General features: G+C 70.0%; 21 protein-coding genes and 1 pseudogene. 9 read left to right on the plus strand and 13 right to left on the minus strand.

Annotation, left to right across the window (positions count from 1 at the left end; genetic code table 11):
- Positions 1 to 104: 104 nt before the first annotated feature.
- On the minus strand, positions 105 to 2,969 hold the full coding sequence (locus ACFVJQ_RS17900; RefSeq protein WP_385784919.1) for an FAD-binding and (Fe-S)-binding domain-containing protein: 2,865 nt from the start codon (positions 2,967 to 2,969) through the stop codon (positions 105 to 107).
- 79 nt (positions 2,970 to 3,048) lie between these two features.
- On the opposite strand from ACFVJQ_RS17900, the gene serC reads away from it, so the two are divergent.
- Entirely contained in the window at positions 3,049 to 4,167 is a 1,119-nt protein-coding gene (gene serC, locus ACFVJQ_RS17905; protein ID WP_224735572.1) for a phosphoserine transaminase, read from the plus strand.
- 63 nt (positions 4,168 to 4,230) lie between these two features.
- On the opposite strand, the gene ACFVJQ_RS17910 is transcribed toward serC, so the two are convergent.
- The gene (locus ACFVJQ_RS17910) at positions 4,231 to 5,052 is read right to left on the minus strand and encodes an ABC transporter permease (RefSeq protein ID WP_385511062.1); all 822 of its coding nucleotides are present in this window, start codon (positions 5,050 to 5,052) and stop codon (positions 4,231 to 4,233) included.
- A complete protein-coding gene (locus tag ACFVJQ_RS17915; RefSeq protein ID WP_224735570.1) occupies positions 5,049 to 6,008 on the minus strand; it encodes an ATP-binding cassette domain-containing protein in 960 nt (319 codons plus the stop codon). The genes ACFVJQ_RS17910 and ACFVJQ_RS17915 overlap by 4 nt, the downstream gene beginning before the upstream one ends.
- Positions 6,009 to 6,103: 95 nt before the next feature.
- On the opposite strand from ACFVJQ_RS17915, the gene ACFVJQ_RS17920 reads away from it, so the two are divergent.
- On the plus strand, positions 6,104 to 6,904 hold the full coding sequence (locus ACFVJQ_RS17920) for a TetR/AcrR family transcriptional regulator (protein WP_385511063.1): 801 nt from the start codon (positions 6,104 to 6,106) through the stop codon (positions 6,902 to 6,904).
- On the opposite strand, the gene ACFVJQ_RS17925 is transcribed toward ACFVJQ_RS17920, so the two are convergent.
- Positions 6,901 to 7,878 (minus strand): WD40 repeat domain-containing protein, encoded by a 978-nt coding sequence (locus tag ACFVJQ_RS17925; RefSeq protein WP_385511064.1) that lies wholly within the window; start codon positions 7,876 to 7,878, stop codon positions 6,901 to 6,903. The two genes, ACFVJQ_RS17920 and ACFVJQ_RS17925, sit on opposite strands and share 4 nt — an antisense overlap.
- 88 nt (positions 7,879 to 7,966) lie before the next feature.
- Here ACFVJQ_RS17925 and ACFVJQ_RS17930 point away from each other — a divergent pair, with 88 nt between their 5' ends.
- Positions 7,967 to 8,641 (plus strand): GDSL-type esterase/lipase family protein, encoded by a 675-nt coding sequence (locus tag ACFVJQ_RS17930; protein ID WP_385511065.1) that lies wholly within the window; start codon positions 7,967 to 7,969, stop codon positions 8,639 to 8,641.
- A gap of 23 nt (positions 8,642 to 8,664) precedes the next feature.
- Here ACFVJQ_RS17930 and ACFVJQ_RS17935 read toward each other — a convergent pair whose 3' ends face one another.
- Positions 8,665 to 9,558, minus strand: a complete 894-nt coding sequence (locus tag ACFVJQ_RS17935; protein WP_385511066.1) for a LysR family transcriptional regulator — start codon at positions 9,556 to 9,558, stop codon at positions 8,665 to 8,667.
- Between the two features lie 119 nt (positions 9,559 to 9,677).
- Between ACFVJQ_RS17935 and ACFVJQ_RS17940 the strand changes: the two genes are divergently transcribed.
- Complete coding sequence (locus tag ACFVJQ_RS17940) at positions 9,678 to 10,031, plus strand: DoxX family protein (protein WP_385511068.1); 354 nt, start codon at positions 9,678 to 9,680, stop codon at positions 10,029 to 10,031.
- 526 nt (positions 10,032 to 10,557) lie between these two features.
- On the opposite strand, the gene ACFVJQ_RS17945 is transcribed toward ACFVJQ_RS17940, so the two are convergent.
- Positions 10,558 to 10,836: a hypothetical protein gene (locus ACFVJQ_RS17945; protein WP_385784926.1), complete on the minus strand. Its 279-nt coding sequence runs from the start codon at positions 10,834 to 10,836 to the stop codon at positions 10,558 to 10,560.
- 204 nt (positions 10,837 to 11,040) lie between these two features.
- On the opposite strand from ACFVJQ_RS17945, the pseudogene yidD reads away from it, so the two are divergent.
- Positions 11,041 to 11,235, plus strand: a pseudogene (gene yidD, locus ACFVJQ_RS17950) (membrane protein insertion efficiency factor YidD); the annotation flags it as partial.
- Positions 11,232 to 12,227 carry an aldo/keto reductase gene (locus tag ACFVJQ_RS17955; RefSeq protein WP_385511071.1) on the plus strand — a complete coding sequence of 332 codons (996 nt, stop codon included), beginning with the start codon at positions 11,232 to 11,234 and terminating at the stop codon, positions 12,225 to 12,227. The pseudogene yidD and the gene ACFVJQ_RS17955, both read left to right, overlap by 4 nt.
- Positions 12,228 to 12,392: 165 nt before the next feature.
- Here ACFVJQ_RS17955 and thpR read toward each other — a convergent pair whose 3' ends face one another.
- Genes thpR through ACFVJQ_RS17970 form a run of 3 tightly spaced genes read right to left on the minus strand, consistent with a single transcriptional unit; the run spans position 12,393 to position 14,856 of the window.
- Entirely contained in the window at positions 12,393 to 12,965 is a 573-nt protein-coding gene (gene thpR / locus ACFVJQ_RS17960) for an RNA 2',3'-cyclic phosphodiesterase (protein WP_385511072.1), read from the minus strand.
- 43 nt (positions 12,966 to 13,008) lie between these two features.
- On the minus strand, positions 13,009 to 14,391 hold the full coding sequence (locus ACFVJQ_RS17965; protein ID WP_385511074.1) for an MFS transporter: 1,383 nt from the start codon (positions 14,389 to 14,391) through the stop codon (positions 13,009 to 13,011).
- A gap of 27 nt (positions 14,392 to 14,418) precedes the next feature.
- On the minus strand, positions 14,419 to 14,856 hold the full coding sequence (locus tag ACFVJQ_RS17970; protein WP_129803609.1) for a MarR family winged helix-turn-helix transcriptional regulator: 438 nt from the start codon (positions 14,854 to 14,856) through the stop codon (positions 14,419 to 14,421).
- Between the two features lie 148 nt (positions 14,857 to 15,004).
- On the opposite strand from ACFVJQ_RS17970, the gene ACFVJQ_RS17975 reads away from it, so the two are divergent.
- The gene (locus ACFVJQ_RS17975) at positions 15,005 to 15,193 is read left to right on the plus strand and encodes a ribbon-helix-helix protein, CopG family (protein WP_129803610.1); all 189 of its coding nucleotides are present in this window, start codon (positions 15,005 to 15,007) and stop codon (positions 15,191 to 15,193) included.
- Between the two features lie 15 nt (positions 15,194 to 15,208).
- Here the strand turns inward: ACFVJQ_RS17975 and ACFVJQ_RS17980 are convergent, their stop codons facing one another.
- Positions 15,209 to 16,660, minus strand: a complete 1,452-nt coding sequence (locus tag ACFVJQ_RS17980) for an NCS2 family permease (RefSeq protein WP_385511075.1) — start codon at positions 16,658 to 16,660, stop codon at positions 15,209 to 15,211.
- A gap of 118 nt (positions 16,661 to 16,778) precedes the next feature.
- Here ACFVJQ_RS17980 and ACFVJQ_RS17985 point away from each other — a divergent pair, with 118 nt between their 5' ends.
- Both ACFVJQ_RS17985 and ACFVJQ_RS17990 read left to right on the plus strand, forming a co-directional pair.
- Positions 16,779 to 17,045, plus strand: a complete 267-nt coding sequence (locus tag ACFVJQ_RS17985; protein WP_385784933.1) for a DUF2530 domain-containing protein — start codon at positions 16,779 to 16,781, stop codon at positions 17,043 to 17,045.
- Between the two features lie 97 nt (positions 17,046 to 17,142).
- Positions 17,143 to 19,536 carry an HAD-IC family P-type ATPase gene (locus tag ACFVJQ_RS17990; protein ID WP_385784936.1) on the plus strand — a complete coding sequence of 798 codons (2,394 nt, stop codon included), beginning with the start codon at positions 17,143 to 17,145 and terminating at the stop codon, positions 19,534 to 19,536.
- 69 nt (positions 19,537 to 19,605) lie between these two features.
- Here ACFVJQ_RS17990 and ACFVJQ_RS17995 read toward each other — a convergent pair whose 3' ends face one another.
- The 3 genes from ACFVJQ_RS17995 to ACFVJQ_RS18005 all read right to left on the minus strand — a co-directional run bounded on the left by ACFVJQ_RS17995 (position 19,606) and on the right by ACFVJQ_RS18005 (position 22,682).
- Positions 19,606 to 20,532: a hypothetical protein gene (locus ACFVJQ_RS17995; RefSeq protein ID WP_385511078.1), complete on the minus strand. Its 927-nt coding sequence runs from the start codon at positions 20,530 to 20,532 to the stop codon at positions 19,606 to 19,608.
- 146 nt (positions 20,533 to 20,678) lie between these two features.
- The gene (locus ACFVJQ_RS18000; RefSeq protein ID WP_385511079.1) at positions 20,679 to 21,617 is read right to left on the minus strand and encodes a hypothetical protein; all 939 of its coding nucleotides are present in this window, start codon (positions 21,615 to 21,617) and stop codon (positions 20,679 to 20,681) included.
- A gap of 207 nt (positions 21,618 to 21,824) precedes the next feature.
- Complete coding sequence (locus tag ACFVJQ_RS18005; RefSeq protein WP_385511080.1) at positions 21,825 to 22,682, minus strand: calcium-binding protein; 858 nt, start codon at positions 22,680 to 22,682, stop codon at positions 21,825 to 21,827.
- Between the last annotated feature and the right edge of the window lie 71 nt (positions 22,683 to 22,753).

The following is a 22,753-nucleotide window of genomic DNA, read 5'->3' on the forward strand; positions in this document are numbered from 1 at the left end:
CGGTCCAGGGGCTCGACTCGGGGTTCGTTCATCATGATGTACTGCCGAGTCCAGGGTAGTGGACTACGTCAGGTGTGTGAACCCATTATGGGACTGTCCCGGAGTCAGGGCCCGGACGCCTCCAACGCCTCCGCCAACACCTCGGCCAGGTGCTGCCCCCGCACCCCGGCCAGCTGCTCCAGCTGCGTACGGCAGGAGAATCCGTCCGCCAACACTGCCGCCTCCTCCCCCGCGCCCCGCACCGCCGGCAGCAACTGCTCCTCCGCGCACGCCACCGACACCTCGAAGTGCCCTTTCTCGAAACCGAAGTTGCCCGCAAGGCCACAGCAGCCGCCGCTCAGTTCCCCGGAGAGCCCCGCGGCCTCGCGCAGTCGGCGGTCGGCCGCGTCCCCCAGTACCGCGTGCTGATGGCAGTGGGTCTGCCCCACCGCCGCCCGGTCGACCCGGGGCGGCCTCCAGCCGGGGGCGAGTCGCTCAAGGGCCTCCGCGAAGGTCAGGACGCGGTCGGCCAGGCGGCGGGCGCGCGGATCGTCGTGCAGCAGCTCGGGGAGGTCCGCGCGGAGGGCAGCCGCGCAGCTGGGCTCGAGGACGACGACGGTGGCGTCGGTCTCCAGCACCGGCTCCATCAGGTCGAGCGTGCGGCGCAGCACCGCACGGGCACGGTCGAGCTGCCCCGTGGAGACGTACGTCAGCCCGCAGCAGACGCGGCCCCTGCCCCGCAGGAGGGACACCGGGTCGAGGGCGACCGTCACACCGTCCCCCACCGGCGCCCTCCTGAAGTGCACCGTCGGCGGCAGTGCCACCCGCAGCCCCGCCGCCTCCAGCACGCGTACGGCCGCCTGCCCCACGGACGGCGAGAGGTGCTCGGTGAAGGTGTCCGGCCACAGGATGACCAGGTCGCCGTCCACGGCCTTGTCCCGCCGCTCCCACCACCGGCTGAACGTCCGCGTCGCCAACCGCGGAATCTCCCGCTCCGGCGCGATCCCGCCGAGCCGCTTCGCCGCCCACGCCAACGGCCGTACGGCAGCCAGGGCGTTGACCACCGGCGCCGTACGCGTGCGTGCCACCGCGCGCAGCCACACCGGCAGCCGGCCCATGCTGTAGTGCGCGGCCGGTCGCCGTCGGCCCTCGTAGTGGTGGTGCAGGAACTCCGCCTTGTACGTGGCCATGTCGACCTCGACCGGGCAGTCGGACCGGCATCCCTTGCAGGACAGGCACAGGTCCAGCGCGTCCCGCACCTCCTCCGACCGCCACCCGTCGGTCACCAGTTCCCCGGCGAGCATCTCGTGCAGCAGCCGGGCACGCCCGCGCGTGGAGTGCTCCTCCTCGCCGGTCGCCCGGAAGGACGGGCACATGACAGCGGAGCCGGTCGCCGACGTCGTACGGCATTTGGCGACCCCGACGCACCGCCGTACGGCCGCCGAGAAGTCCCCGCCGTCGGCCGGATAGCCGAAAGCCACGTCGACCGGCCGGCGGGGCAGGACGGCGAACCGGAGGTTGGCGTCCAGCGGCGCGGGACGCACCAGCATCCCGGGGTTGAGCAGGTCGTCCGGGTCCCACACACCCTTCGCCCGTTCGAAGAGATCGACCATCTCCTCGCCGTACATCTTCGGCAGCAGCTCCGCCCGCGCCTGCCCGTCCCCGTGTTCCCCGGACAACGAGCCCCCGTGCGCCACGACGACCTCGGCGAGCTCCTCCGAAAAGCGCCGGAAGCGGCCGATGCCCGCCTCCGTCAACAGGTCGAAGTCGATACGGACGTGGATGCAGCCGTCCCCGAAGTGCCCGTACGGCGTGCCGCGCAGCCCGTGGGCGGCCAGCAGCGCCCGGAAGTCCCGCAGATACGCCCCGAGCCGTTCCGGCGGCACCGCGCAGTCCTCCCAGCCGGGCCAGGCCTCGCTCCCGTCCGGCATACGGGTCGCCGTACCGCTCGCGTCCTCCCGGATGCGCCACAGCGCCCGCTGTCCGGCCGGATCGGTCACCACCGTCGAATCGACGACATCGGCCGCCCGCACGATCGCCTCCGCACGCGTGCGTGCCTCCGCCTCCGACTCCCCGTCGGTCTCCACGAACAGCCAGGCCCCGCCGCGGGGCAGGTCGGCGGCCGAGGGCACCAGGTCGGCGGCCATGCCCTCCACCGTCAGCGGCCGGTACGGCAGCAGCCCGGCAGCCGCCTGGGCCGCCGCGCTCTCGTCGGCGTACGCCAGCACGGCCAGCGCACGCGCGCGTGGCGCCTCCACCAGCCCTACGACCGCCTCCGTGAGCACCCCGAGCGTGCCCTCGGAGCCGCACAGGAAGCGGGCGACATCAGCGTCCTTCTCGGGCAGCAGCGCGTCCAGCGCGTACCCGGAGATACGGCGCGGCAGCTCGGGGAAGCCGGTGCGCAGCAGCGCCAACTCACCCTCCACCAGCTCCCGCAGCCCGTCCGGGGCCCCGGCCCACCCCTGTCCCGGCCGCAACCGCTCCCCGCGCGCGGTGACCACCGACAGCTCCCGCACGCTGTCCGCGGTGGTCCCCCATGCCACCGAGTGGGAACCGCAGGAGTTGTTGCCGATCATGCCGCCGAGCGTGCAGCGGCTGTGCGTCGAGGGGTCGGGGCCGAAGCGCAGGCCGTGCGGGGCGGCGGCCTCCTGGAGGCGGTCCAGGACGAGCCCCGGCTGGACGACGGCGGTGCGCGCCTCGGGGTCCAGGGACACCAGCCGGTTCATGTGCCGGGTGAAGTCCAGCACCACGCCCGTGCCCGTGGCCTGCCCCGCGATCGACGTGCCCCCGCCCCGCGGCACGACCGGAACTCCGTGCTCCCGGCACACCGACAGCACCGCCGCCACGTCGTCCGCGTCACGCGGGGCGACGACACCCAGCGGGACACGCCGATAGTTGGAGGCGTCCATGGTCGTCAACGCCCGGGACGTGACGTCGAACCCGATGTCGCCCCGAACGGCACTGCGCAGCGCCGATTCCAGATCCCGCATGTGTCCAGCAAACCAAAACGCCGTCTCACCCGACGGACGAGGTTTCGCCGAGGTTTCCTGCACCGGCTAACCTCCAGACGTGGCTGAGATCCAGATTCCCTCTGACATCAAGCCCGCGGACGGACGTTTCGGCGCGGGTCCCTCCAAGGTGCGGACGGAGGCGCTGGACGCCCTCGCCGCCACCGGCACCTCCCTCATGGGCACCTCCCACCGCCAGGCCCCCGTCAAGAACCTGGTCGGCCAGGTGCGCGAGGGCATCCGCGAGCTGTTCCAGCTGCCCGACGGCTACGAGGTGATCCTCGGCAACGGCGGCTCCACCGCGTTCTGGGACATCGCGACGCACGGCCTGATCGAGAACAGGTCGCAGCACCTCACGTTCGGTGAGTTCAGCTCCAAGTTCGCCAAGGCCGCCAAGCTCGCCCCGTGGCTCGCCGAGCCGGACGTCATCTCCACCGACCCGGGCACGCACCCCGAGCCGGTCGCCGCGGCGGGCGTCGACGTCTACGCCTTCACCCACAACGAGACCTCCACCGGCGTCGCCATGCCGATCAAGCGCGTGGAGGGAGCCGACGAGGGCGCCCTGGTGCTCGTGGACGCCACCTCCGGCGCCGGCGGCCTGCCGGTCGACATCGCCGAGACCGACGTCTACTACTTCGCCCCGCAGAAGTCCTTCGCCTCCGACGGCGGCCTGTGGATCGGCGTCTTCTCCCCGGCGGCGATCGAGCGTGCCGAGCGCGTTCACGCGTCCGGCCGCCACATCCCGGAGTTCTTCTCGCTCCCCACGGCGATCGACAACTCCCGCAAGAACCAGACGTACAACACCCCGGCCCTCGCCACCCTCTTTCTGCTGAACCAGCAGCTTGAGTGGATCAACGGCCAGGGCGGCCTCGACTGGGCGGTGCGCCGTACGGCCACCTCCGCCCGCACGCTGTACGGCTGGGCCGAGGACATCAAGTACGCCAACCCGTTCGTCACCGACCCGGCCAAGCGCTCCCAGGTCATCGGCACGATCGACTTCACCGACGAGGTGGACGCCGCGGCCGTCGCCAAGGTCCTGCGCGCCAACGGCATCGTCGACACCGAGCCCTACCGCAAGCTCGGCCGCAACCAGCTTCGCGTCGCGATGTTCCCGGCGATCGAGCCGGCGGACGTCGAAGCGCTGACGAAGTGCATCGACTACGTGATCGAGAAGCTGTAGCGGTTTCCCGTACGACGACGAGGGGCGCCCGGAACTCTCCGGGCGCCCCTCGTCGTTGATCCGTCAGCGGTTCAGCTTCTGGAACCGCCGGACGGCAAGCGGCAGGAAGATCACCGTCAGGATCACCGGCCACACCCCCGCCATCAGCAGCGCGTTCTGCTCGACCCAGGAGTCGCCGCCGCCGATCGGCGTGCCGAACAGCTCGCGTGTGGCCGCGGCCGTGGACGAGATCGGGTTCCAGGCCGCCACCCAGCCCAGCCAGTCGGGCATCAGCTGGGGCGCGACGAAGATGCTGGAGATCATCGTCAGCGGGAAGGCCACCGCGAACAGTCCGCCCGCCGCCTCGGGGTTGGGCACGATCAGTCCGAGCCACACCCCGATCCAGATGAGCGCGAACCGCAGCCACAGCAGCAGCCCGAACGCGGCGAGGAAACCCCACCCGCCGTCCGGCCGCCAGCCCATGGCCAGCGCCGTCAGCATCATGATCCCCAACTCGGCGCAGGCCACGAGCAGATCGGTCACCCCGCGCCCGGCGACCACCGCGGAGGAGGCCATCGGCATCGAGCGGAACCGGTCGATGACGCCCTTGGTGGAGTCGTACACCACGACCGTGGCGGTGTTGATGAAGCCGAACGCCATGGTCATCACGAACATGCCCGGCATCAGGAAGTCCTGGTAGTCCCCGCCGCCGGGCACCTTCATCGCGCTGCCGAAGACATAGCCGTACAGCAGCACGGAAAGGATCGGGAAGCCCAGCTGCCAGGCGATGTTGACGGGCTGGCGCTGGTAGTGGGTCAGGCCGCGCCGGACGATGTTCCAGCAGTCGGCGAGCAGCCAGTACGTACGCCCGCGGGTGGCCGGGCCGGTCAGGTCCACGGCGCTCATGCGGCGGCCTCCTTCTCGGTGCGGTGTCCGGTCAGGCGCAGGAACACGTCGTCGAGGCTGGGTCTGCGCAGCCCGATGTCCTCGACGCGGACGCCCTCGTCCTGGAGCGTGCGGGCCACGTCCGTCAGCGCGGACACCCGGTCGGTGACCGGTGCGTGCACCCTCAACTCGGTCTCGTCGGCCTCGGGTTCGCCGTCCGAGACCCGGGCGACCACCTTCACCACCCGGGGGATCTCGGACCGCTCGGCGACGACGACCTCGATACGGTCGCCGCCGACCCGGTTCTTCAGCCCGTCCGGCGTGTCGTCGGCGATGGCCCGCCCCTGGTCGATGACGGTGATGTGCGAGGCGAGCTTGTCGGCCTCCTCCAGGTACTGCGTCGTCAGCAGCACCGTCGTCCCACTCGCCACCAGCGCCCGCACCGACTCCCAGACCTCACCGCGGCTGCGGGGATCCAGGCCCGTCGTCGGCTCGTCGAGGAAGAGGACCGCCGGGGCCAGGATCATCGAGGCGGCGAGGTCGAGGCGGCGCCGCATGCCGCCGCTGTAGCCGCCGACGCCCTTGTCGGCGGCGTCGGTCAGGTCGAACTGCTCCAGCAGTTCGGTGGCGCGCGCCCGGGCCCGCTTGCCGCCGAGGTGGAACAGCCGGCCGAACATCTCCAGGTTCTGCCGCCCCGTGAGCACCTCGTCCACCGCCGCGTACTGCCCGGTGAGCCCGATCCTCGCCCGCACCTCGCGCGACTGCCGGGCCACGTCGAGTCCGGCCACCGTCGCGCGCCCGCCGTCCAGCCGGACGAGCGTGGAGAGGATGCGTACGGCGGTGGTCTTGCCGGCGCCGTTCGGCCCGAGCAGTCCGTGTACGGTGCCCTCGCGCACGGCCAGGTCGAAGCCGTCGAGGGCGCGTTTCTCGCCGTAGCGCTTCTCCAGGCCCTCGGCCCGGACCGCGTATCCGTCCATGGTTGTCCCTTCCGATACCCGCACCAACCGAGTACACCGTACCCGATTTCGCGTACGACGTACTCAGTTTTTCTTCCGGGACATAAGCTGAGGTCATGACGAGCGGCAAGAGCGGCACCGGCGGGCGCACCGGCGCCACGGAGACCAGCGGAAGCGGCGATATCGTCCGCACCCTCGAACTCCTGTGGGACACCGGCCGACGGCCCAGTCGCGGTCCCAAACCGGGGCTGACCCTGGACCGGATCGTGGAAGCGGCCGTCCGGATCGCGGACACGGAGGGCCTGGACGCCGTGTCCATGCGCCGTATCGCCGCCGAACTCGGCACCGGCGCGATGTCGTTGTACCGCTACGTCCCCGGCAAGGCCGAGCTGCTCGACCTGATGCTGGACCGTGTCCAGCGCCCCTCCGAGAACCCCGCCGACCTCGGCGACGGCACCTGGCGTTCCGCACTGGAGGCCCTGGGCCGCGCCACCCTCGCCCTCTACCGCCGCCACCCCTGGCTGCTCCACGTCAACCAGGCCCGCCCGATCCTCGGCCCCAGCGCCCTCGACGGCATGGAGAAGGTCCTCTCCCGCATCAAGCCCATGGGCCTGACCGACCCGGAGCTGGTCTCGGCGATCATCATGGTCGACTCGTACGTCGTCGGCGCCGCGCGCACCCAGGTGTACCAGGAGGAGGCCGAGCACCGGTCGGGCCTGACGGACGCCGAGTTCTGGCAGGCACAGGTGCCCGTACTGGAGAAGGTCATGGCCACGGGCCGCTACCCGATCATGGCCTCCCTCGCGGACGACACCTGGAGCGCCGACTTCGACCACTTCGAGTTCGGCCTGCAGCGCATCCTCGACGGCCTGGAGGTACTGGTCGCACAGCGGGGCGGCGCGCAGCCCGAGCCCTAGCCCTTGCGCCGCATCACCCGGAAGCCGAGCAGGACGGCGCAGGCGACGGCCACCGCGAGCGCCCCGGTCCGGGCCGAGAAGCCCCCGCCCTCGTCCCCGCCACCGGCGCTCGGACTTCCCTTGTCGGACGGCGATTTGGACTCCGAGGACGCCCCGGGCACATCCTCCGGCTCCACCGAACTCCCCTCCCCCTCACTGCCGTACATGAGCTTCGTCCCGTCGGCGGAGTAGGTGACGGATTCCCCCTGCCCCAGGAACGGCACGCTGAGCCGCCCGGTCCGCTTGATCTGCCCGCCGTTCCAGTCGTACGCGATACCGCCGAAGTAGCTGCGTACGGCAAGTTGTTCGCCGTCCGGGGACAGCGCGGCGTCGGTGGCCTCCAGTTCGGGGACGGCGGCGATGGGCTTGAAGACGTTCGTTCCGGAGGAGGACAGCTTCGCCGGCCCCTCGTACAGGTGCCCGCCCTCCTCCTTCTTGTCGATGACGTAGACCCGCCCGGTCTTCGGATGCACGACGAGCGACTCGGCGTCGCGGGCGCCGTCGGAGTACTTCACGACGTACTGCGTGGCCCGCACGGTCCGGTCCTGGAGCTCCTTGGGCTCGGGCAGCTGGTAGATCCAGACGTGGTCCCAGGTGCCGCCGAGGTTGTCGCCGATGTCGCCGACGTAGATCTGGTTGCCGGGGCCGATCGAGACGGCCTCGACGTCCCGGGGCGTTCCGACACCGGTCAGGGTGAGCGTGGCGACGGTCTCACCGGTCGAGCTGTCCACGGCGTACAGATAGGCACCGTCGTCACTGTCGTTGTGGGTCCAGTAGATGCCCGGGTGCTGACGCGATGCAGCCAGCCCGCTGGACTCGGTGATACGCGGGTCCTTGATCGTGAACCCCTCGTCCCCGTCGGCGGCAGAGGCGGACGGCACGGCGAGCGCGCCCATGAGCAGGGCAGCGGCGAGAACGGCGAAGGATCGGCGCATGCCCCAAGCCTGCCACCCTGCACGCCTGTTCTGGGGGCGTGGCAGGCCTCACACCCCACCGGCCCCGCCGATCATCCATCATGAGCGGATGCTCAGGTTCATGCCCGTAGGCGACTCCATGACCATCGGCAGCGCGGGCGAACACACCTGGCGCTACCGTATGTGGCGCCACCTGTGCGCGACGTACGGCGGCCCGTTCACCCTCGTCGGCCCACGCGAGACGCTGTACGACAAGGCCGCCGACGCCCCCACCTCGTACGCCTACGCCGAACCGGACTTCCCCCGCTCCCACCTGGCCGGCTGGGGCGAGGGCTGGATGCACATGGCCCCCCTGATCGGCGACGCGATACGCGCAAGCCGCGCGGACGTCCTCCTGGTCTCCCTCGGCCTGATCGACCTGGGCTTCTACACGAACGCGGAGCAGACGGCGGAGAACGTCCGCGCCTTCGTCACCGGGGCGCGGACGGGCAACGCGCGCGTGCGGATGGTCGTCCTGCCGGTGATCCCGAACGTCCGGGCGATGTCGGACGCCCCCTTCGCCGCGCAGGTGACGTCCTTCAACGAACTCCTCGCGAAGACGGTGGCCGACCTGGACGAGCCCCGCTCCCCACTGCTGCTGGCCTCGACCCCGCCGTCGTACGACATCCACACGGACACATACGACGGAACGCACCCCAACACCAACGGCGAACACAAGATCGCGGCGGCGTTCGCGGACGCGATGTATCAGGGCTGGGACCTGGGCGGCCCCTACGAGGTCTGACCCGCACGGACGACCCCCACCGCTCACCGGGGCCTGCTGTCCAGGCAGCAACGGACGAAGTCCTGAACGACGGGGTTGGTGTCGTCGGCGGGGGCCCAGGCGACGGCGACCTGACTGGGGCTGACGCCGGTGACCGGGCGGTAGGTGATGCCGGGGCGGGCGTAGTAGCGCCCGGCGGATTCGGGGGCGAGGGCGATGCCGTAGCCGTTGGCGATCGCGCTGAGCCATTCGTCGGGCTGGTCGGTGACGGCGCCGACGCGGACGGGGTGACCGTCGCGTTCATCGGTGGCCAGCCAGTACTCCCGCCATCGCCCTGCTTCCGGCGGAGCTGCCACGAACGGCTCGTCCCACAGGTCCCGGAAGGGAATCACGTCGCGCGCAGCGAAGGGATGCGCCGTCGGCAGCACGACACACCGAGGCTCGGTGAACAGCACCGCCACCCGCAGCACATCCTGGCCGGGGAAGGGCAGCCGCACCAAGGCGGCGTCGACGTCCCCGTCGGCGAGCCCGGCGGACGGATTCGACCAGGCAGCCTGCCGCATGTCGGCCCGCCAGCCCGGCCGGCGCCGGGAGAACTCCGCGACGATGTGCTGGGTCGCCTCGTTGGCGGCGCTGGCCAGGAAACCGACCCGCAGTACACGAGCCGCCCGGCTGGCCGTGCTCTTCGTCTCCCGCAGTATCCGATCCCACTCGGCCAACAGCACAGGCACCCGCTCCGCCAGCACCCGCCCCGGCTCGGTGAGCGCCATTCCCGCCCTCGACCGAGTGAACAGCGGCACTCCGACCCGAGCCTCCAGTTGCTTGATCTGCTTCGTCAGCGCCGGCTGGGACACGAACAGCCGCTCCGCCGCACGCGTCAGACTCCCCTCCTCCGCCACGGCGACGAAGCAGCGCAGCAGCCGGGTGTCGACATCCATACCCAAAGGTTATAGACGCAGGTATTGGACGCCAAGGACACATTCCGGTGAGGCTTGACGTAGCGATCGGGTCGTGCCTCGCCCACGCTCACCACCTGCTCAACCGAGAGGGAAGGCACATGTTCACCGCCTACCTACTGATCACCCTCATCACGATCGCGGCCAACGCCGGAATCGCCGTCGCGGACCTCTCGAGGGCCAGGTTCGTCCTCGCCAACTCGGCCGAGGTAGGCGTCCCGGAATCCTGGCTCCCCTGGCTTGCGGCGCTCAAGGCATCCGGAGCCGCCGGCCTCCTCCTCGGCCTCCTGGGTGCCCGATCCCTCGGCATAGCCGCCGCCCTGGGACTCACCCTCTTCTGCATCGGCGCCATCGCCGCACACATCCGCGCCCGCGTGTACTACAACATCGCGTTCCCGGCCGCCTTCTTGGCCCTGGCCACCGCATCCCTCACCCTGGCGGCCATCGCACGATAACCGCCCCACAATTGGCCGCTTTGCGCCACCAACAGCTCACCTCACCTGGGCTTTCCGCGCCCCAAAGTGAGCCAAAGCGGCCAATTACTGGTCCGACACCCTCCGCACCCCCGTCCCACCCACCACCCACCGGCCGGGCCGTGTCGCAGACGTGGTGTACGGCGGTCGCCCACCGGTGGGGGGAATCCGCGGATGTGACACATCTGCCGGATGTGTCACACTCTCGGCCGGTACACCACGCCCGTGGACGTGGCCACCGGCCGCAAGCCGCCGCCCCCACCCGGCGTCCCGCCACCCCGCCGACGCGCCCGCCAACCCCGGCCACCCGCCAACGGGCCTGACCCGCAAACATGCCTGGCCACCCGCCTTTCCGGGCCGCCCGCTCGCTTCTCACCCGTGCTGGAACGAGCCGAGTCAAGGGTCGGCCGCAGGCCGATCGGCGCAGCCGACGCGGAGCGCCAGCGGAGCGCCCTTTACTCGGCTCGCGGAAGCACGACACTGGCCAAGAAGCGGGCGGCCCCCACGGTCATCGTCGGACGCCGGACACCCGTCCCACCACTTCCCGCAACAGCGCCACATCCACGAACGGCACGTCAGCCGTCGGCACGACCTCCAGCCCAACGGCCACGTAACTCCCGTCAGCGTCGGCATTGAAGTCCGTACAGCACATCATTTCCGACGCGACCCGTTCAGCGAGCGTCCCCCTGATCCGAACGGCGTCGAAGTGGATACCGGCGTGACAGAGAGCGTGCCCTTTAACGGGGATCCACGAGTGGATCCGCGAGGAGTACGTTTCGGCGTTCATGACGCAAACGATCCACTCCACTCACATACTGTGACCAGGGTTACGCAACGTCGGTGCGGGGCTGTGCAGTTGGGGAGGTCTGTGTGCACTCCAGTGAACGGGGCTCGGGGAACCTGGAGATGTCCGGCTCGTTGCTGCGGTTCTTCCGGGAGCGGGCCGGGGTGACTCAGGAAGGGCTGGGCAGGCACGTCGGCGTACACGCCCACCTGCTCGACGTACGCGATCAAGGCGCTGCACCGGCACGGGGCGCTGCGCGGCGGCCTGCTGGCGGTGCGCCGGCTGTTGCGCTGTACGCCCGAGCGGGCGCGGCGGCGGGGCGGGTCGGACCCGGTGCCGCGGGCCGGGAAAGGTGACTCCTTGCCTAGAGCGCACTCCACGCCGTTAGCGTGCACACCATGAAGTACACGCAGCTCGGACGCACCGGACTCAAGGTCAGCCGACTGGTCCTCGGCACGATGAACTTCGGACCGCAGACGGACGAAGCGGACAGTCACGCGATCATGGACGCGGCGCTGGACGCGGGGATCAACTTCTTCGACACGGCCAACGTCTACGGCTGGGGCGAGAACAAGGGCCGTACGGAACGCATCATCGGGAACTGGTTCGCCAAGGGCGGCGACCGGCGCGACAAGGTCGTCCTCGCCACCAAGGTGTACGGGAACATGGCCCCGGACGACAACGAGCCGTGGCCCAACCACAACAAGCTCTCCGCGCTCAACATCCGCCGGGCCGTGGACGCCAGCCTGAAGCGGCTGCAGACCGACTACATCGACGTCTACCAGTTCCACCACATCGACCGGGCCACACCCTTCGAGGAGATCTGGCAGGCCATCGACGTCCTCGTCCAGCAGGGGAAGATCCTGTACGTCGGCTCCTCCAACTTCCCCGGCTACAAGATCGCCCAGGCCAACGAGATCGCCGCCCGCCGCGGCGGCACCATCGGCCTCGTCAGCGAGCAGTGCCTCTACAACCTCTTCGAGCGCCGCGCCGAGATGGAGGTCATCCCGGCCGCGCAGGACTACGGCCTCGGTCTCATCCCCTGGTCGCCGCTGCACGGCGGCCTGCTGGGCGGCGTGATCAAGAAGGAGGTCGAGGGCGGCCGACGCGCCTCCGGGCGGGCCGCCGACACCCTCGCCGACCCGGCCGCACGCGCGCAGATCCAGGCGTACGAGGACCTGCTCGACAAGCACGGCCTGGAGCCCGGCGAGGCCGCCCTGGCCTGGCTGCTCACCCGCCCCGGCGTGACCGGCCCGATCGTCGGCCCGCGCACCGCGGAGCAGCTGACGTCGGCCCTGCGTGCCGTGGAGCTGGAGCTGTCGGAGGAACTGCTGACCGGGCTGGACGAGATCTTCCCGGGCCCGGGGCCGTCTCCAGAGGCCTTCGCCTGGTAGGCACAGGCAGCACCCGATGCGCCTGGTAGGCACCGGCACCACCCGAGCGGAGCGGTGCGGCGGCGGCTAACTCCCAAACGCCGCCGCCACCGCAACCACCACAAACATCAGCACAAGCGCACCGGCCATGATCCGGTTCCGGGTTTTCGGGTCCACGTATCGAGACTAACCGGCGCCACCAAGCCGCCAGCGGGCGACCGCCTCGTACCGGGGCTGCTCGGCCGGCACCCCGGACTTCGGCAGGTTGCTGCGCACCAGGACCAGCTCGTCCACCGTCCAGGTACGGCTCCCGAACCCGGCCAGCGCGTCGACGTACGCCCGCACGTTCACCCCGTACCGGCTGCGGGCCACCGTCAGGTGGGCCTTGTAGCGGCGGTGCTCCCCCATCGGCACACCCGCTTTCCGCGCGGCCGCCTCGGTGCGGTCGGCCAGCAGCCCCAGCGTCACCAGGTCACCCTCGGCGCCCGCCCACAGCGCCCGCCCGTGCCCGAACTGCCCGCCACCGCGCAGGGCCAGCGGGAAGGCCGGCGTGCGGTGCGCGGCCCGCTCCAGCCGCTCCGACAGTTCCGGTACGAGGTCGTCCTCGACCTCTCCGTAGAACGCAAGCGTGAAATGCCACCCGGGCCGCCCGGTCCAGCGCAGCCCGTCCGCGCCGGGCAGCTTCTTCAGCTCGGCCACTTCCGAGGCGAGCTCATGGATGACCTCGTCGGGCGGCAGCACAGCGGCGAAGAGTCTCATGAGCCCAGTCTGCCCCCGCAGCACTCGGAGAGGTCTCCGCCGATCACGCCGCCGCAGCCAGCTCCTCCCGCTTCTCCTGCTCCCCCCGCGGAACGAACCGCACCCGCGGATGCCCGGCGTTCCACCCCACCGACAGCCGCAGGCCGCCCGCACGGGCCAGGATCAGGCCGATGGCAATGGCGGCGAGGGCGGCAACCGCACCGCCGGCCGCAAGGCCGACCCTCGCGCCGTACGTGTCCGTGATCCAGCCGACGATCGGCGCGCCCACCGGCGAACCGCCCAGGAACACCATCATGTACAGGGCCATGACGCGCCCCCGCATCGCCGGATCCGTGGCCATCTGGATGCCGGTGTTGGCGGTGACGTTGACCGTCATGCCGAAGAGGCCGAGCGGGATCATCAGCAAGGCGAAGAGCCACAACGACGGGGTCACCGCGGCCACGATCTCCACCGTGCCGAAGACCAGCGCCGCCGCGGCCAGGAGCCGCAGCCGAGCCGTGCCCCGCCGGGCCGCCAGCAGCGCACCCGTCACCGAGCCGACCGCCATCAGCGTGTTGAACAGGCTGTACGTGCCCGCGCCGACGTGGAAGACCTCGTCCGCGAACGCCGACAGGTAGACCGGGAAGTTGAAGGCGAACGTCCCTATGAAGCCGACCAGCACGATCGGCCAGACCAGCTCGGGGCGGCCGGCGACGTAGGCCAGGCCCTCGCGCAGCTGTCCCTTGCCGCGCGGGGCGCGCCGGACGGGGTGCAGTTCGCGGGCGCGCATCAGCAGCAGGCCGGCGATGGGCGCGACGAAGGACAGACCGTTGAGGAGGAACGCCCAGCCGGTGCCCACGCCGGTGATCAGGAGGCCCGCGACGGCGGGGCCGATCATGCGGGCGGACTGGAAGTTGGCGGAGTTGAGGCTGACCGCGTTCTGGAGCTGGTCGGGGCCGACCATCTCGGAGACGAAGGACTGCCGGGCCGGGTTGTCGACGACCGTGGCGAGGCCGACGGCGAAGGCGGCGACGTAGACGTGCCAGACCTCGACATGGCCGGTGATCGTGAGAAACGCCAGCGCCAGGCCCGTCACCGCCATCGCGGTCTGGGTCACCAGCAGGGTGGGGCGCTTGGGGAGGCGGTCGACGAGGACTCCGCCGTAGAGGCCGAAGAGCAGCATCGGCAGGAACTGGAGCGCCGTCGTGACGCCTACGGCCGTCGCGGAGCCGGTGAGGCTGAGGACCAGCCAGTCCTGGGCGATGCGCTGCATCCAGGTGCCGGTGTTGGAGACGACCTGGCCGATGAAGAAGAGACGGTAGTTGCGGATCTTCAGCGAGCTGAACATCGAGGACTTGCGGATGCTGCGGGTGCCCTCGACGGGGTCTTCGGGGGTGTCGTGGGTGGTCGGTGCGGGGGCGGAGTGTGCTCCGGGTCCCGTACTCAAAGGGGTTCGCCTCCTCCAGTGGTGCGGTTACAGATGCGCGAGCTTCTCCAGTACGGGGGCGGCGGCGCGCAGTTTCGCCCACTCGTCCTCGTCGAGGTCCTCGACCAGCGAGGCCAGGAACGCGTTGCGCTTGCGGCGGCTCTCCTCGAGCATCGCCTCGGCGCGCTCGGTCTGCGTGACGACCTTCTGGCGCCGGTCCTCGGGATGCGGCTCCAGCCGGACCAGCCCCTTGGCCTCGAGCAGCGCCACGATGCGGGTCATCGACGGCGGCTGCACATGTTCCTTGCGGGCGAGCTCGCCCGGGGTGGCCGTACCGCAGCGGGCCAGGGTGCCCAGCACCGACATCTCGGTGGGGCTCAGCGACTCGTCGACCCGCTGGTGCTTGAGCCGACGGGACAGCCGCATCACGGCGGAGCGAAGAGAGTTCACGGCGGCCGCGTCGTCGCCATGGGTAAGGTCCGGCATGTTCTTTAGGGTAACTCATTACCCTAACTAAAGACCAGTGGTGACACGCACAGGTGCCCGTGATCCCCGCCACTGAAACCGGATCATCACCCGTACGAGTGAGCCGCTTCCGGAAAGTGACGCACCACTGGGTCGCCTTGCAACCCTCGTGTCCATGGGGACCAGTGTGCTCAGCCTGCGGATCGACGGGGAGCTGCTCGAACGGCTCCGGGACCATGCGGCGAAAAGAGGAATGAGCGTCCAGGACTATGTGATCCGGACGCTCATTCGGGACGACTTCGACGAGCGCTTCAAGTCGGCGGTCGAAGAGACGGAGAGGTTCTACGGGGTCACCTGACGCCCCCGTGCGGCATCAGGTCAGGCCCAGTGCCGGCATCAGGTAGTAGAAGGCGAACACCGCCGCCACCGCGTACATCGCCGCCGGGACCTCCCGGCCCCGTCCGGCCGCGAGGCGCAGGACGACGAAGGTGATGAAGCCCATGCCGATGCCGTTGGTGATCGAGTAGGTGAACGGCATCATCAGCATCGTCACGAAGGCCGGAACGGCGATCGTGTAGTCCGCCCAGTCGATCTCCTTGACCGAACCGGCCAGGATCAGGAAGCCGACCGCGACGAGCGCGGGGGTGGCCGCCTGGGACGGGACCATCGTGGCGACCGGGGTCAGGAACAGCGCCACGGCGAACAGCGAGCCGGTGATCACGTTCGCGAAGCCGGTCCGGGCGCCCTCGCCGACGCCGGCCGTGGACTCCACGAAGCAGGTGGTGGCCGATGAGGAGCTGGCGCCGCCCGCGGAGACCGCGATGCCGTCGATGAAGAGGACCTTGTTGATGCCGGGCATCTGGCCCTGGGCGTCGGTCAGCTTGGCCTCGTCGCTGACGCCCATGATCGTGCCCATGGCGTCGAAGAACGTCGACAGCAGGACCGTGAAGACGAACAGGGTGCCGGTCAGCACGCCGACCTTGGCGAAGCCGCCGAACAGGCTGACCTCGCCGATCAGGCCGAAGTCGGGGGTGGCGACCGGGTTGCCGGGCCACGTCGGAGTGGTCAGGCCCCAGGAGGGGATGTCCGCGACGGCGTTGATGATCACCGCGAGGACGGTCATCGCGACGATCGAGATCAGGATCGCGCCGGACACCTTGCGCACGATCAGCGCCAGCGTGAGCAGCACGCCGAGGATGAAGACCAGGACCGGCCAGCCGTTGAGGTGACCGGTGGCGCCGAGCTGGAGCGGGACCGTGGTCTGGGCGACGTCCGGGATACGGGAGACGAAGCCGGCGTCGACGAGGCCGATCAGCATGATGAACAGGCCGATACCGATGGCGATGGCCTTGCGCAGACCGTGGGGCACGGCGTTCATCACGCGCTCACGCAGGCCCGTGGCGACCAGCAGCATCACGACGAAACCGGCGAGCACCACCATGCCCATGGCGTCCGGCCAGGACATCCGCGGGGCGAGCTGGAGCGCGACGACCGAGTTCACCCCGAGACCGGCGGCCAGCGCGATCGGCACGTTGCCGATGACGCCCATGAGGAGCGTGGTGAACGCCGCCGTCAGGGCCGTCGCGGTGACCAGCTGGCCGTTGTCGAGCTGGTTGCCGTACATGTCCTTCGCGCTGCCGAGGATGATCGGGTTCAGCACGATGATGTAGGCCATCGCGAAGAAGGTGGCGAAACCACCGCGGATCTCGCGGGCCAGGGTGCTGCCCCGTTCGGAGATCTTGAAGTAGCGGTCGAGTGCGCCGTATGCGGGCCTGGCTCCCGGCTGTTCAGGGGCGGGGACCTTGGCGGGGGCCGAGGTGGGCATGTTTTTGGTGGTTCCTACGAAGAGAAGTGGTCAGACATAAACCGTTTCAGTATGAACATATGACGCCGCGATCGGCCATCTCCGCGCGTAGACCTGATCGCCTCGTAAGCTGTCCTCCATGGCGAAGTGGACCCCCAAGCACGAGGCACCGGAGCCCCTGGAGGGCCCCGTGGTCGGCACCATCACCGGCGGCACGATCGTCTGGTTCGTCCTCTTCCTGATGCAGCTGCCGTTCTACGGCTGGTTCGACGACCGCGGGCACACCTGGTGGCTGTGGACCTGCCTGGCCGGCGGGGGGCTGGGACTGCTCGGCATCTGGTACGTCCGCCGGCGGGACGCGGCGATCAAGCGGTCGGCGCGCGAGCGGACGCCGGCCACCCCATAAACCCCGTACGCCCAGGGCACTACGGCAGTCCTCCCGTAGTCGGATCTTCCGCCCACTCCGGGGGTGAAGCCCCACATCCGCACGTACCGTCGAATGCATGACGCACATCGACGCGGACGCCGAGCTCGGTCCCGCGCACCCCGCCCCCGTGCCGTCGGTGACGACCGGGCTGACGGCCGCCGAGGTCGCCGAGCGGGTGGCGCGCGGGCAGGTCAACGACGTACCGGTGCGCAGCAGCCGGTCGATGGCCGACATCGTCCGCGCGAACGTCTTCACCCGCTTCAACGCGATCATCGGCGTGCTCTGGGTGATCATGCTGTTCGTCGCGCCGATCCAGGACAGCCTGTTCGGCTTCGTGATCCTCGCCAACACCGGCATCGGCATCATCCAGGAGTGGCGGGCGAAGAAGACCCTCGACTCCCTCGCCCTGATCGGCGAGGTACGGCCGACCGTGCGACGCGAGGGGGTCACCGCCGAGGTCAGTACGTCCGAGATCGTGCTGGACGATCTGATCGAGATCGGGCCGGGGGACAAGGTCGTCGTCGACGGGGTGTGCGTCGAGGCCGACGGGCTGGAGATCGACGAGTCCCTGCTCACCGGTGAGGCCGATCCGGTCGTCAAACGGCCGGGGGACCCGGTCATGTCCGGGAGCTTCGTGGTCGCGGGCGGTGGCGCGTTCCAGGCGACCAGGGTGGGCCGTGAGGCGTACGCTGCCCAGCTCGCCGAGGAGGCCTCCCGCTTCACGCTCGTCCACTCCGAGCTGCGCTCCGGGATCTCCACGATCCTCAAGTACGTGACGTGGATGATGGTCCCGACCGCGATCGGCCTGATCATCAGCCAGCTCGTGGTCAAGGACAACGACCTCAAGGACTCCCTCGCCCGCACGGTCGGCGGCATCGTGCCGATGGTCCCGGAGGGGCTCGTCCTGCTCACCTCCGTCGCCTTCGCGATCGGCGTCATCCGGCTCGGCCGGAAACAGTGTCTGGTGCAGGAGCTGCCCGCGATCGAGGGCCTCGCCCGCGTCGACACCGTCTGCCTGGACAAGACGGGCACCCTCACCGAGGGCGGCATGGACGTCACCGAGCTGCGCCTGCTGGACGGCCACGACGAGGCCTACGTACGGCAGGTCCTCGGCGCCCTCGGCGAGTCCGACCCGCGGCCGAACGCCTCCCTCCAGGCGATCATCTCCGCCTACCCGGACGGCGAGGAGTGGCGCGTCACCGAGGCGCTGCCCTTCTCCTCCGCCCGCAAGTACAGCGGGGCGTCCTTCAGCGAGGGCAACGGCGAGGCCAGTACGTGGCTGCTGGGCGCCCCCGACGTGCTGCTCGCGGAGGACGATCCCGCCCTCGCCGAGACCGAGCGGCTGAACGAGGAGGGCCTCAGGGTGCTGCTGCTCGCCCGCGCCTCCGGCGACCTCGACTCCCCCCACGTCACCCGGGACGCCAGGCCCGCCGCCCTCGTCGTACTGGAGCAGCGGCTGCGGCCGGACGCCGCCGACACCCTGCGCTACTTCGCCGAGCAGAACGTCCGCGCCAAGGTCATCTCCGGCGACAACGCGGTGTCGGTGGGCGCGGTGGCGAGCAAGCTCGGGCTCGACGGCAGCACGGTCGACGCCCGTCGGCTGCCCGCCGACCGGGACGGCATGGGCCGGGCCCTCGACGAGGGCACGGTGTTCGGGCGGGTCACCCCGCAGCAGAAACGGGACATGGTGGGGGCGCTCCAGTCCCGCGGGCACACGGTCGCCATGACCGGCGACGGGGTGAACGACGTCCTCGCCCTGAAGGACGCCGACATCGGGGTCGCGATGGGCACCGGCTCGGAGGCGACACGGGCGGTGGCGCAGATCGTGCTGCTGAACAACAGTTTCGCCACCCTGCCGTCGGTGGTCGCGGAGGGCCGGCGGGTGATCGGCAACATCACCCGGGTCGCCACGCTGTTCCTGGTGAAGACGGTCTACTCGGTGCTGCTGGCCGTCCTGGTGGTGTGCTGGCAGGTCGAGTACCCGTTCCTGCCCCGCCATCTGACCCTGCTGTCGACGCTGACGATCGGCGTCCCGGCGTTCTTCCTGGCCCTTGCGCCCAACAAGGAACGGGCGAAACCCCACTTCGTGCGGCGGGTGATGCGGTACGCGATACCGGGCGGGGCGCTGGCCGCGCTGGCGACCTTCGGGACGTATCTGATTGCCCGTCATCACTACACCGGTCCGGGCGCGTTGGACGCGGAGACCAGCGCGGCGACGCTGACGCTGTTCCTGATCGCGATGTGGGTGCTGGCGATCATCGCCCGGCCGTACACCTGGTGGCGCATCGGGCTGGTGGCGGCGATGGGGGCGGGGTTCCTGATGGTGCTGGTGGTGCCGTGGTTGCAGGAGTTCTTTGCGTTGAAGCTGGTCGGCGTGACTATGCCGTGGACTGCCGTCGGCATGGCGGTGGGGGCGGCGGTCGTCCTGGAGGTGCTGTGGAGGTTGGTCGACCGCCGGCCCGCTGGCTGATGCCTGTGGGTCACTGCGGCGCCGTTGTGGCTGGTCGCGCAGTTCCCCGCGCCCCTGAAGGGCGTTGTTCTACCGGACGTCCACGTAGTCGCCGGCCGTCGTCACCGCCGGGGTCGTCGGGGTGCCCTTGAACTGGAAGCGGTAGTAGCCGTCGACCGATGCCGTGACCGTGGTCTTCAGGTCACCCGTCGTGTTCGTCTTGATGCCCTTGACGTTGGTGTAGTTGGTGGTGCCCGCCTTGCGGAACTGCAGCACCACCGGCTGGGTGGAGTATCCGGCGTACTTGCCGGTCTCCCAGTTGGCGCGGGTCAGCTTGCCCGTGACGGTGAGGGTCTTGCCCTTCTGCACCGGCTCCGGGGCGGCGTTGACCGTCAGCTTGGAGTTGCGCTGCACCAGGGTCGTGCCGAGGGCGCCCTGGTCGGCGTATCCGACCTTGGTGATGTCGAAGTTCTCGCCCGCGGGGTCCTGGCCGTTGTACGCGATGGCCAGGGCGGCGCCCTTCCAGGTGCCGGAGTCCGAGTTGAGCAGGTCGCCCTCGCCCGGGTAGATGTCGATCTTGCCGGTGCAGGTGGCGGTGGTCGCCGTGGCGGTCGTGCAGGTGGCCGGCTTCACGCCGAACAGGGTGGTGTCGGGCGTGGCGAACGCGCCCCGGTAGAGGTAGGGGCCGGTCAGGAAGTCCTGCGCCGTGACGTCGACGTCCGCTCCATGGGTCAGCGTGTAGGTGACCGTTGTGGAGTAGTGGCCGGTGGTGCCGACCTTGACCGCCTTGGCGATCTTGAAGTTGGAGAAGGAGGCGTCCAGGGCGTACGGCTCGTCCTGGGCGGCCTTGGTGCTGAACGCCGTCGCACCGGAGGGGGCGTGGGCGGCCTGGCGGATCTTCGCGACGGCCTCGCGGTAGTCGGCGCCGGAGACATCGGCGGCCTGAGCGGCCGGTACGGCGAGGGCGGAGAGGGCCAGGGCACCGGTCACGGCGGCGACGGTGGCTCGTATACGCATGCGTTCCCCAGTGAGTGATCGTGGAGCCTGTTGGCTCACCTGATCAGATAGGCGAATGCCGGTAACGGTTGCTCCGGCAGGGAAAGTTGGGAAAAAGCACCCGGCCCCGGATGGCTTCCGGGGCCGGGCAGCAGTCGTGCTGTTGCTTACTTCACGTCGACGAAGTCACCGGCGACGGTGGCCGGCGCGGTGTTCGTGATGCCCGCGTAGCTGAAGCGGTAGTAGCCGTCCGTGGAGGCCGTGACGGTCGTCTTCAGGGCGCCGCCCGAGGCCGTCTTGATGCCCTTCACGTTCGTGTAGTTGGTGGTGCCCGCCTTACGGAACTGCAGCACCACGGACTGACCGCTGGGCAGGCCGGTGTAGGAGCCGGTGTCCCAGTTGGCGCGGGTCAGCTTGCCCGTGACGGTGATGGTCTTGCCCTTCACCACCGGCTCCGGGGAGGCGTTGACCGTCAGCTTCGACAGGCGCTGCAGCCGGGTGGTGCCCAGGCTGTCCTGCTCGGCGTAACCGACGTTGTCCCAGTTGACGTCGTCGGCCATCGGGTCCTCGCCGTTGTAGTCGACGGCGTAACCGCCGATCTTCCAGCTGGTGGCGTCGGCGTTGGACAGCTCGACGTCGGGGTAGATGTCGATCGTGCCCTTGCACGAGGCCGTGGTGTCCGAGGTTGCGGTGCAGGTCGGCCAGTCGTCGCCGTAGAGCAGGTTGGTCGGGTTGGCGTAGTCGCTGCCGCGCCAGATCTCGACGTCGAAGTAGAGCTCGGGGTCGTTGAGGTCGACGTCCGCGCCGTGCGTGACGGTGTAGGTCACCGGCACGGTTTTCTGGGCGGTGGTGCCGACGACGATCGGCTTGCCGCTGTTGACCTTCACGTTGGAGAAGGTGAAGTCCAGCGCGTACGGCGCACCCGTGTCGGCGGCGGAGAAGGAGCTGCGGGCGGACTCGCCGGCGGCGGCCTGGCGCACGGACTGCACGGACTGCGCGATGTCGTCGGGGCTGTACGAGGTGCTGTCCGCCTGCGCGGCCGGCACGGCAAGGGCGGACAGGGCCAGGGCGCCGGAGACGGCGGCCACGGTGGCGCGTATACGCATGCGTTCCCCATGAGGAGAAGGGGTCCCGCTGCCCTTCGTTCCCTGCGGCTCGTGAGCGCGGCGAGACCCAAGTGATCGTGGAGCCTGTTGGCTCGCACGATCAGACCCGCGGCAGTGGTCAACAGTTGTACGAACTCCGGAAAAGCACCGCAAAAACGTCCGGCCCCGGATGGCTTCCGGGGCCGGACGGAACTGCTCGGGGGCTGCTTACCTCACGTCGACGTAGTCACCGGCGGCGCTGACCGGTGCCGTGCTCGTGATGCCCGCGTAGCTGAAGCGGTAGTAGCCGTCCGTGGAGGCCGTGACGGTCGTCTTCAGGGCGCCGCCCGTGGCGGTCTTGATGCCCTTCACGTTGGTGTAGTTGGTGGTGCCCGCCTTGCGGAACTGCAGCGCCACGGACTGGCCGCTGGGCAGGCCGGAGTACGAGCCCGTCTCCCAGTTGGCGCGGGTCAGGCTGCCGGTGACCGTGATGGTCTTGCCCTTCGCCACCGGCTCCGGGGAGGCGTTGACCGTCAGCTTCGACAGACGCTGGACCTTGTGGGTCTTGTACGTCTCGTTCTCGTACAGGTCGCCGTCGTTGGAGATGACCGCGACGTACGCCTTCCAGGTGCCGGCCAGCGCGTTCTTGTACAGGTCGGTGCCCGGCTCGGCGGTGACGGTGAACTTGCAGGTCGACGTGGTCGCGCTGCTGTCGGTGCAGGTGCCGGGGTCGGCCGAGCCGAGGAAGCCGTCGACGTTCTCCGAGTCGGCGCCGTGCCACAGGTAGAAGTACGAGCTGTAGATGCCGCTGGAGTGGCTGGCGGTGACGCTGACCGTGAAGGTCTTGGCGGTGGTCGAGCCGACGACGACCGACTTGCCGGAGTTGATGGTCACGTTGGACACGGTGGGCACGGCCTCGGCCGTGCTGAGCGCCGACCTGCTGCCCGGGGCGTCGGCGAATTCGGCGGCGCTGGGCAGCTCGATGGTGTTCCCGGGAGCCGGGGAGTCGGCCTGGGCGACCGGTACGGCGAAAGCGGACAGGGCCAGGGCGCCGGTCACGACGCCGAGGGTGGCACGCATGCGCATGTCTGTGTTCCCCACGTGGAGAAAGGGGCCTCGTTGCCCTTCGGTGCACACGGCTCGTGAGCGCGGCGAGG

This window comes from Streptomyces sp. NPDC127197 (assembly GCF_042672405.1).
GTDB lineage: Bacteria > Actinomycetota > Actinomycetes > Streptomycetales > Streptomycetaceae > Streptomyces > Streptomyces flavusporus.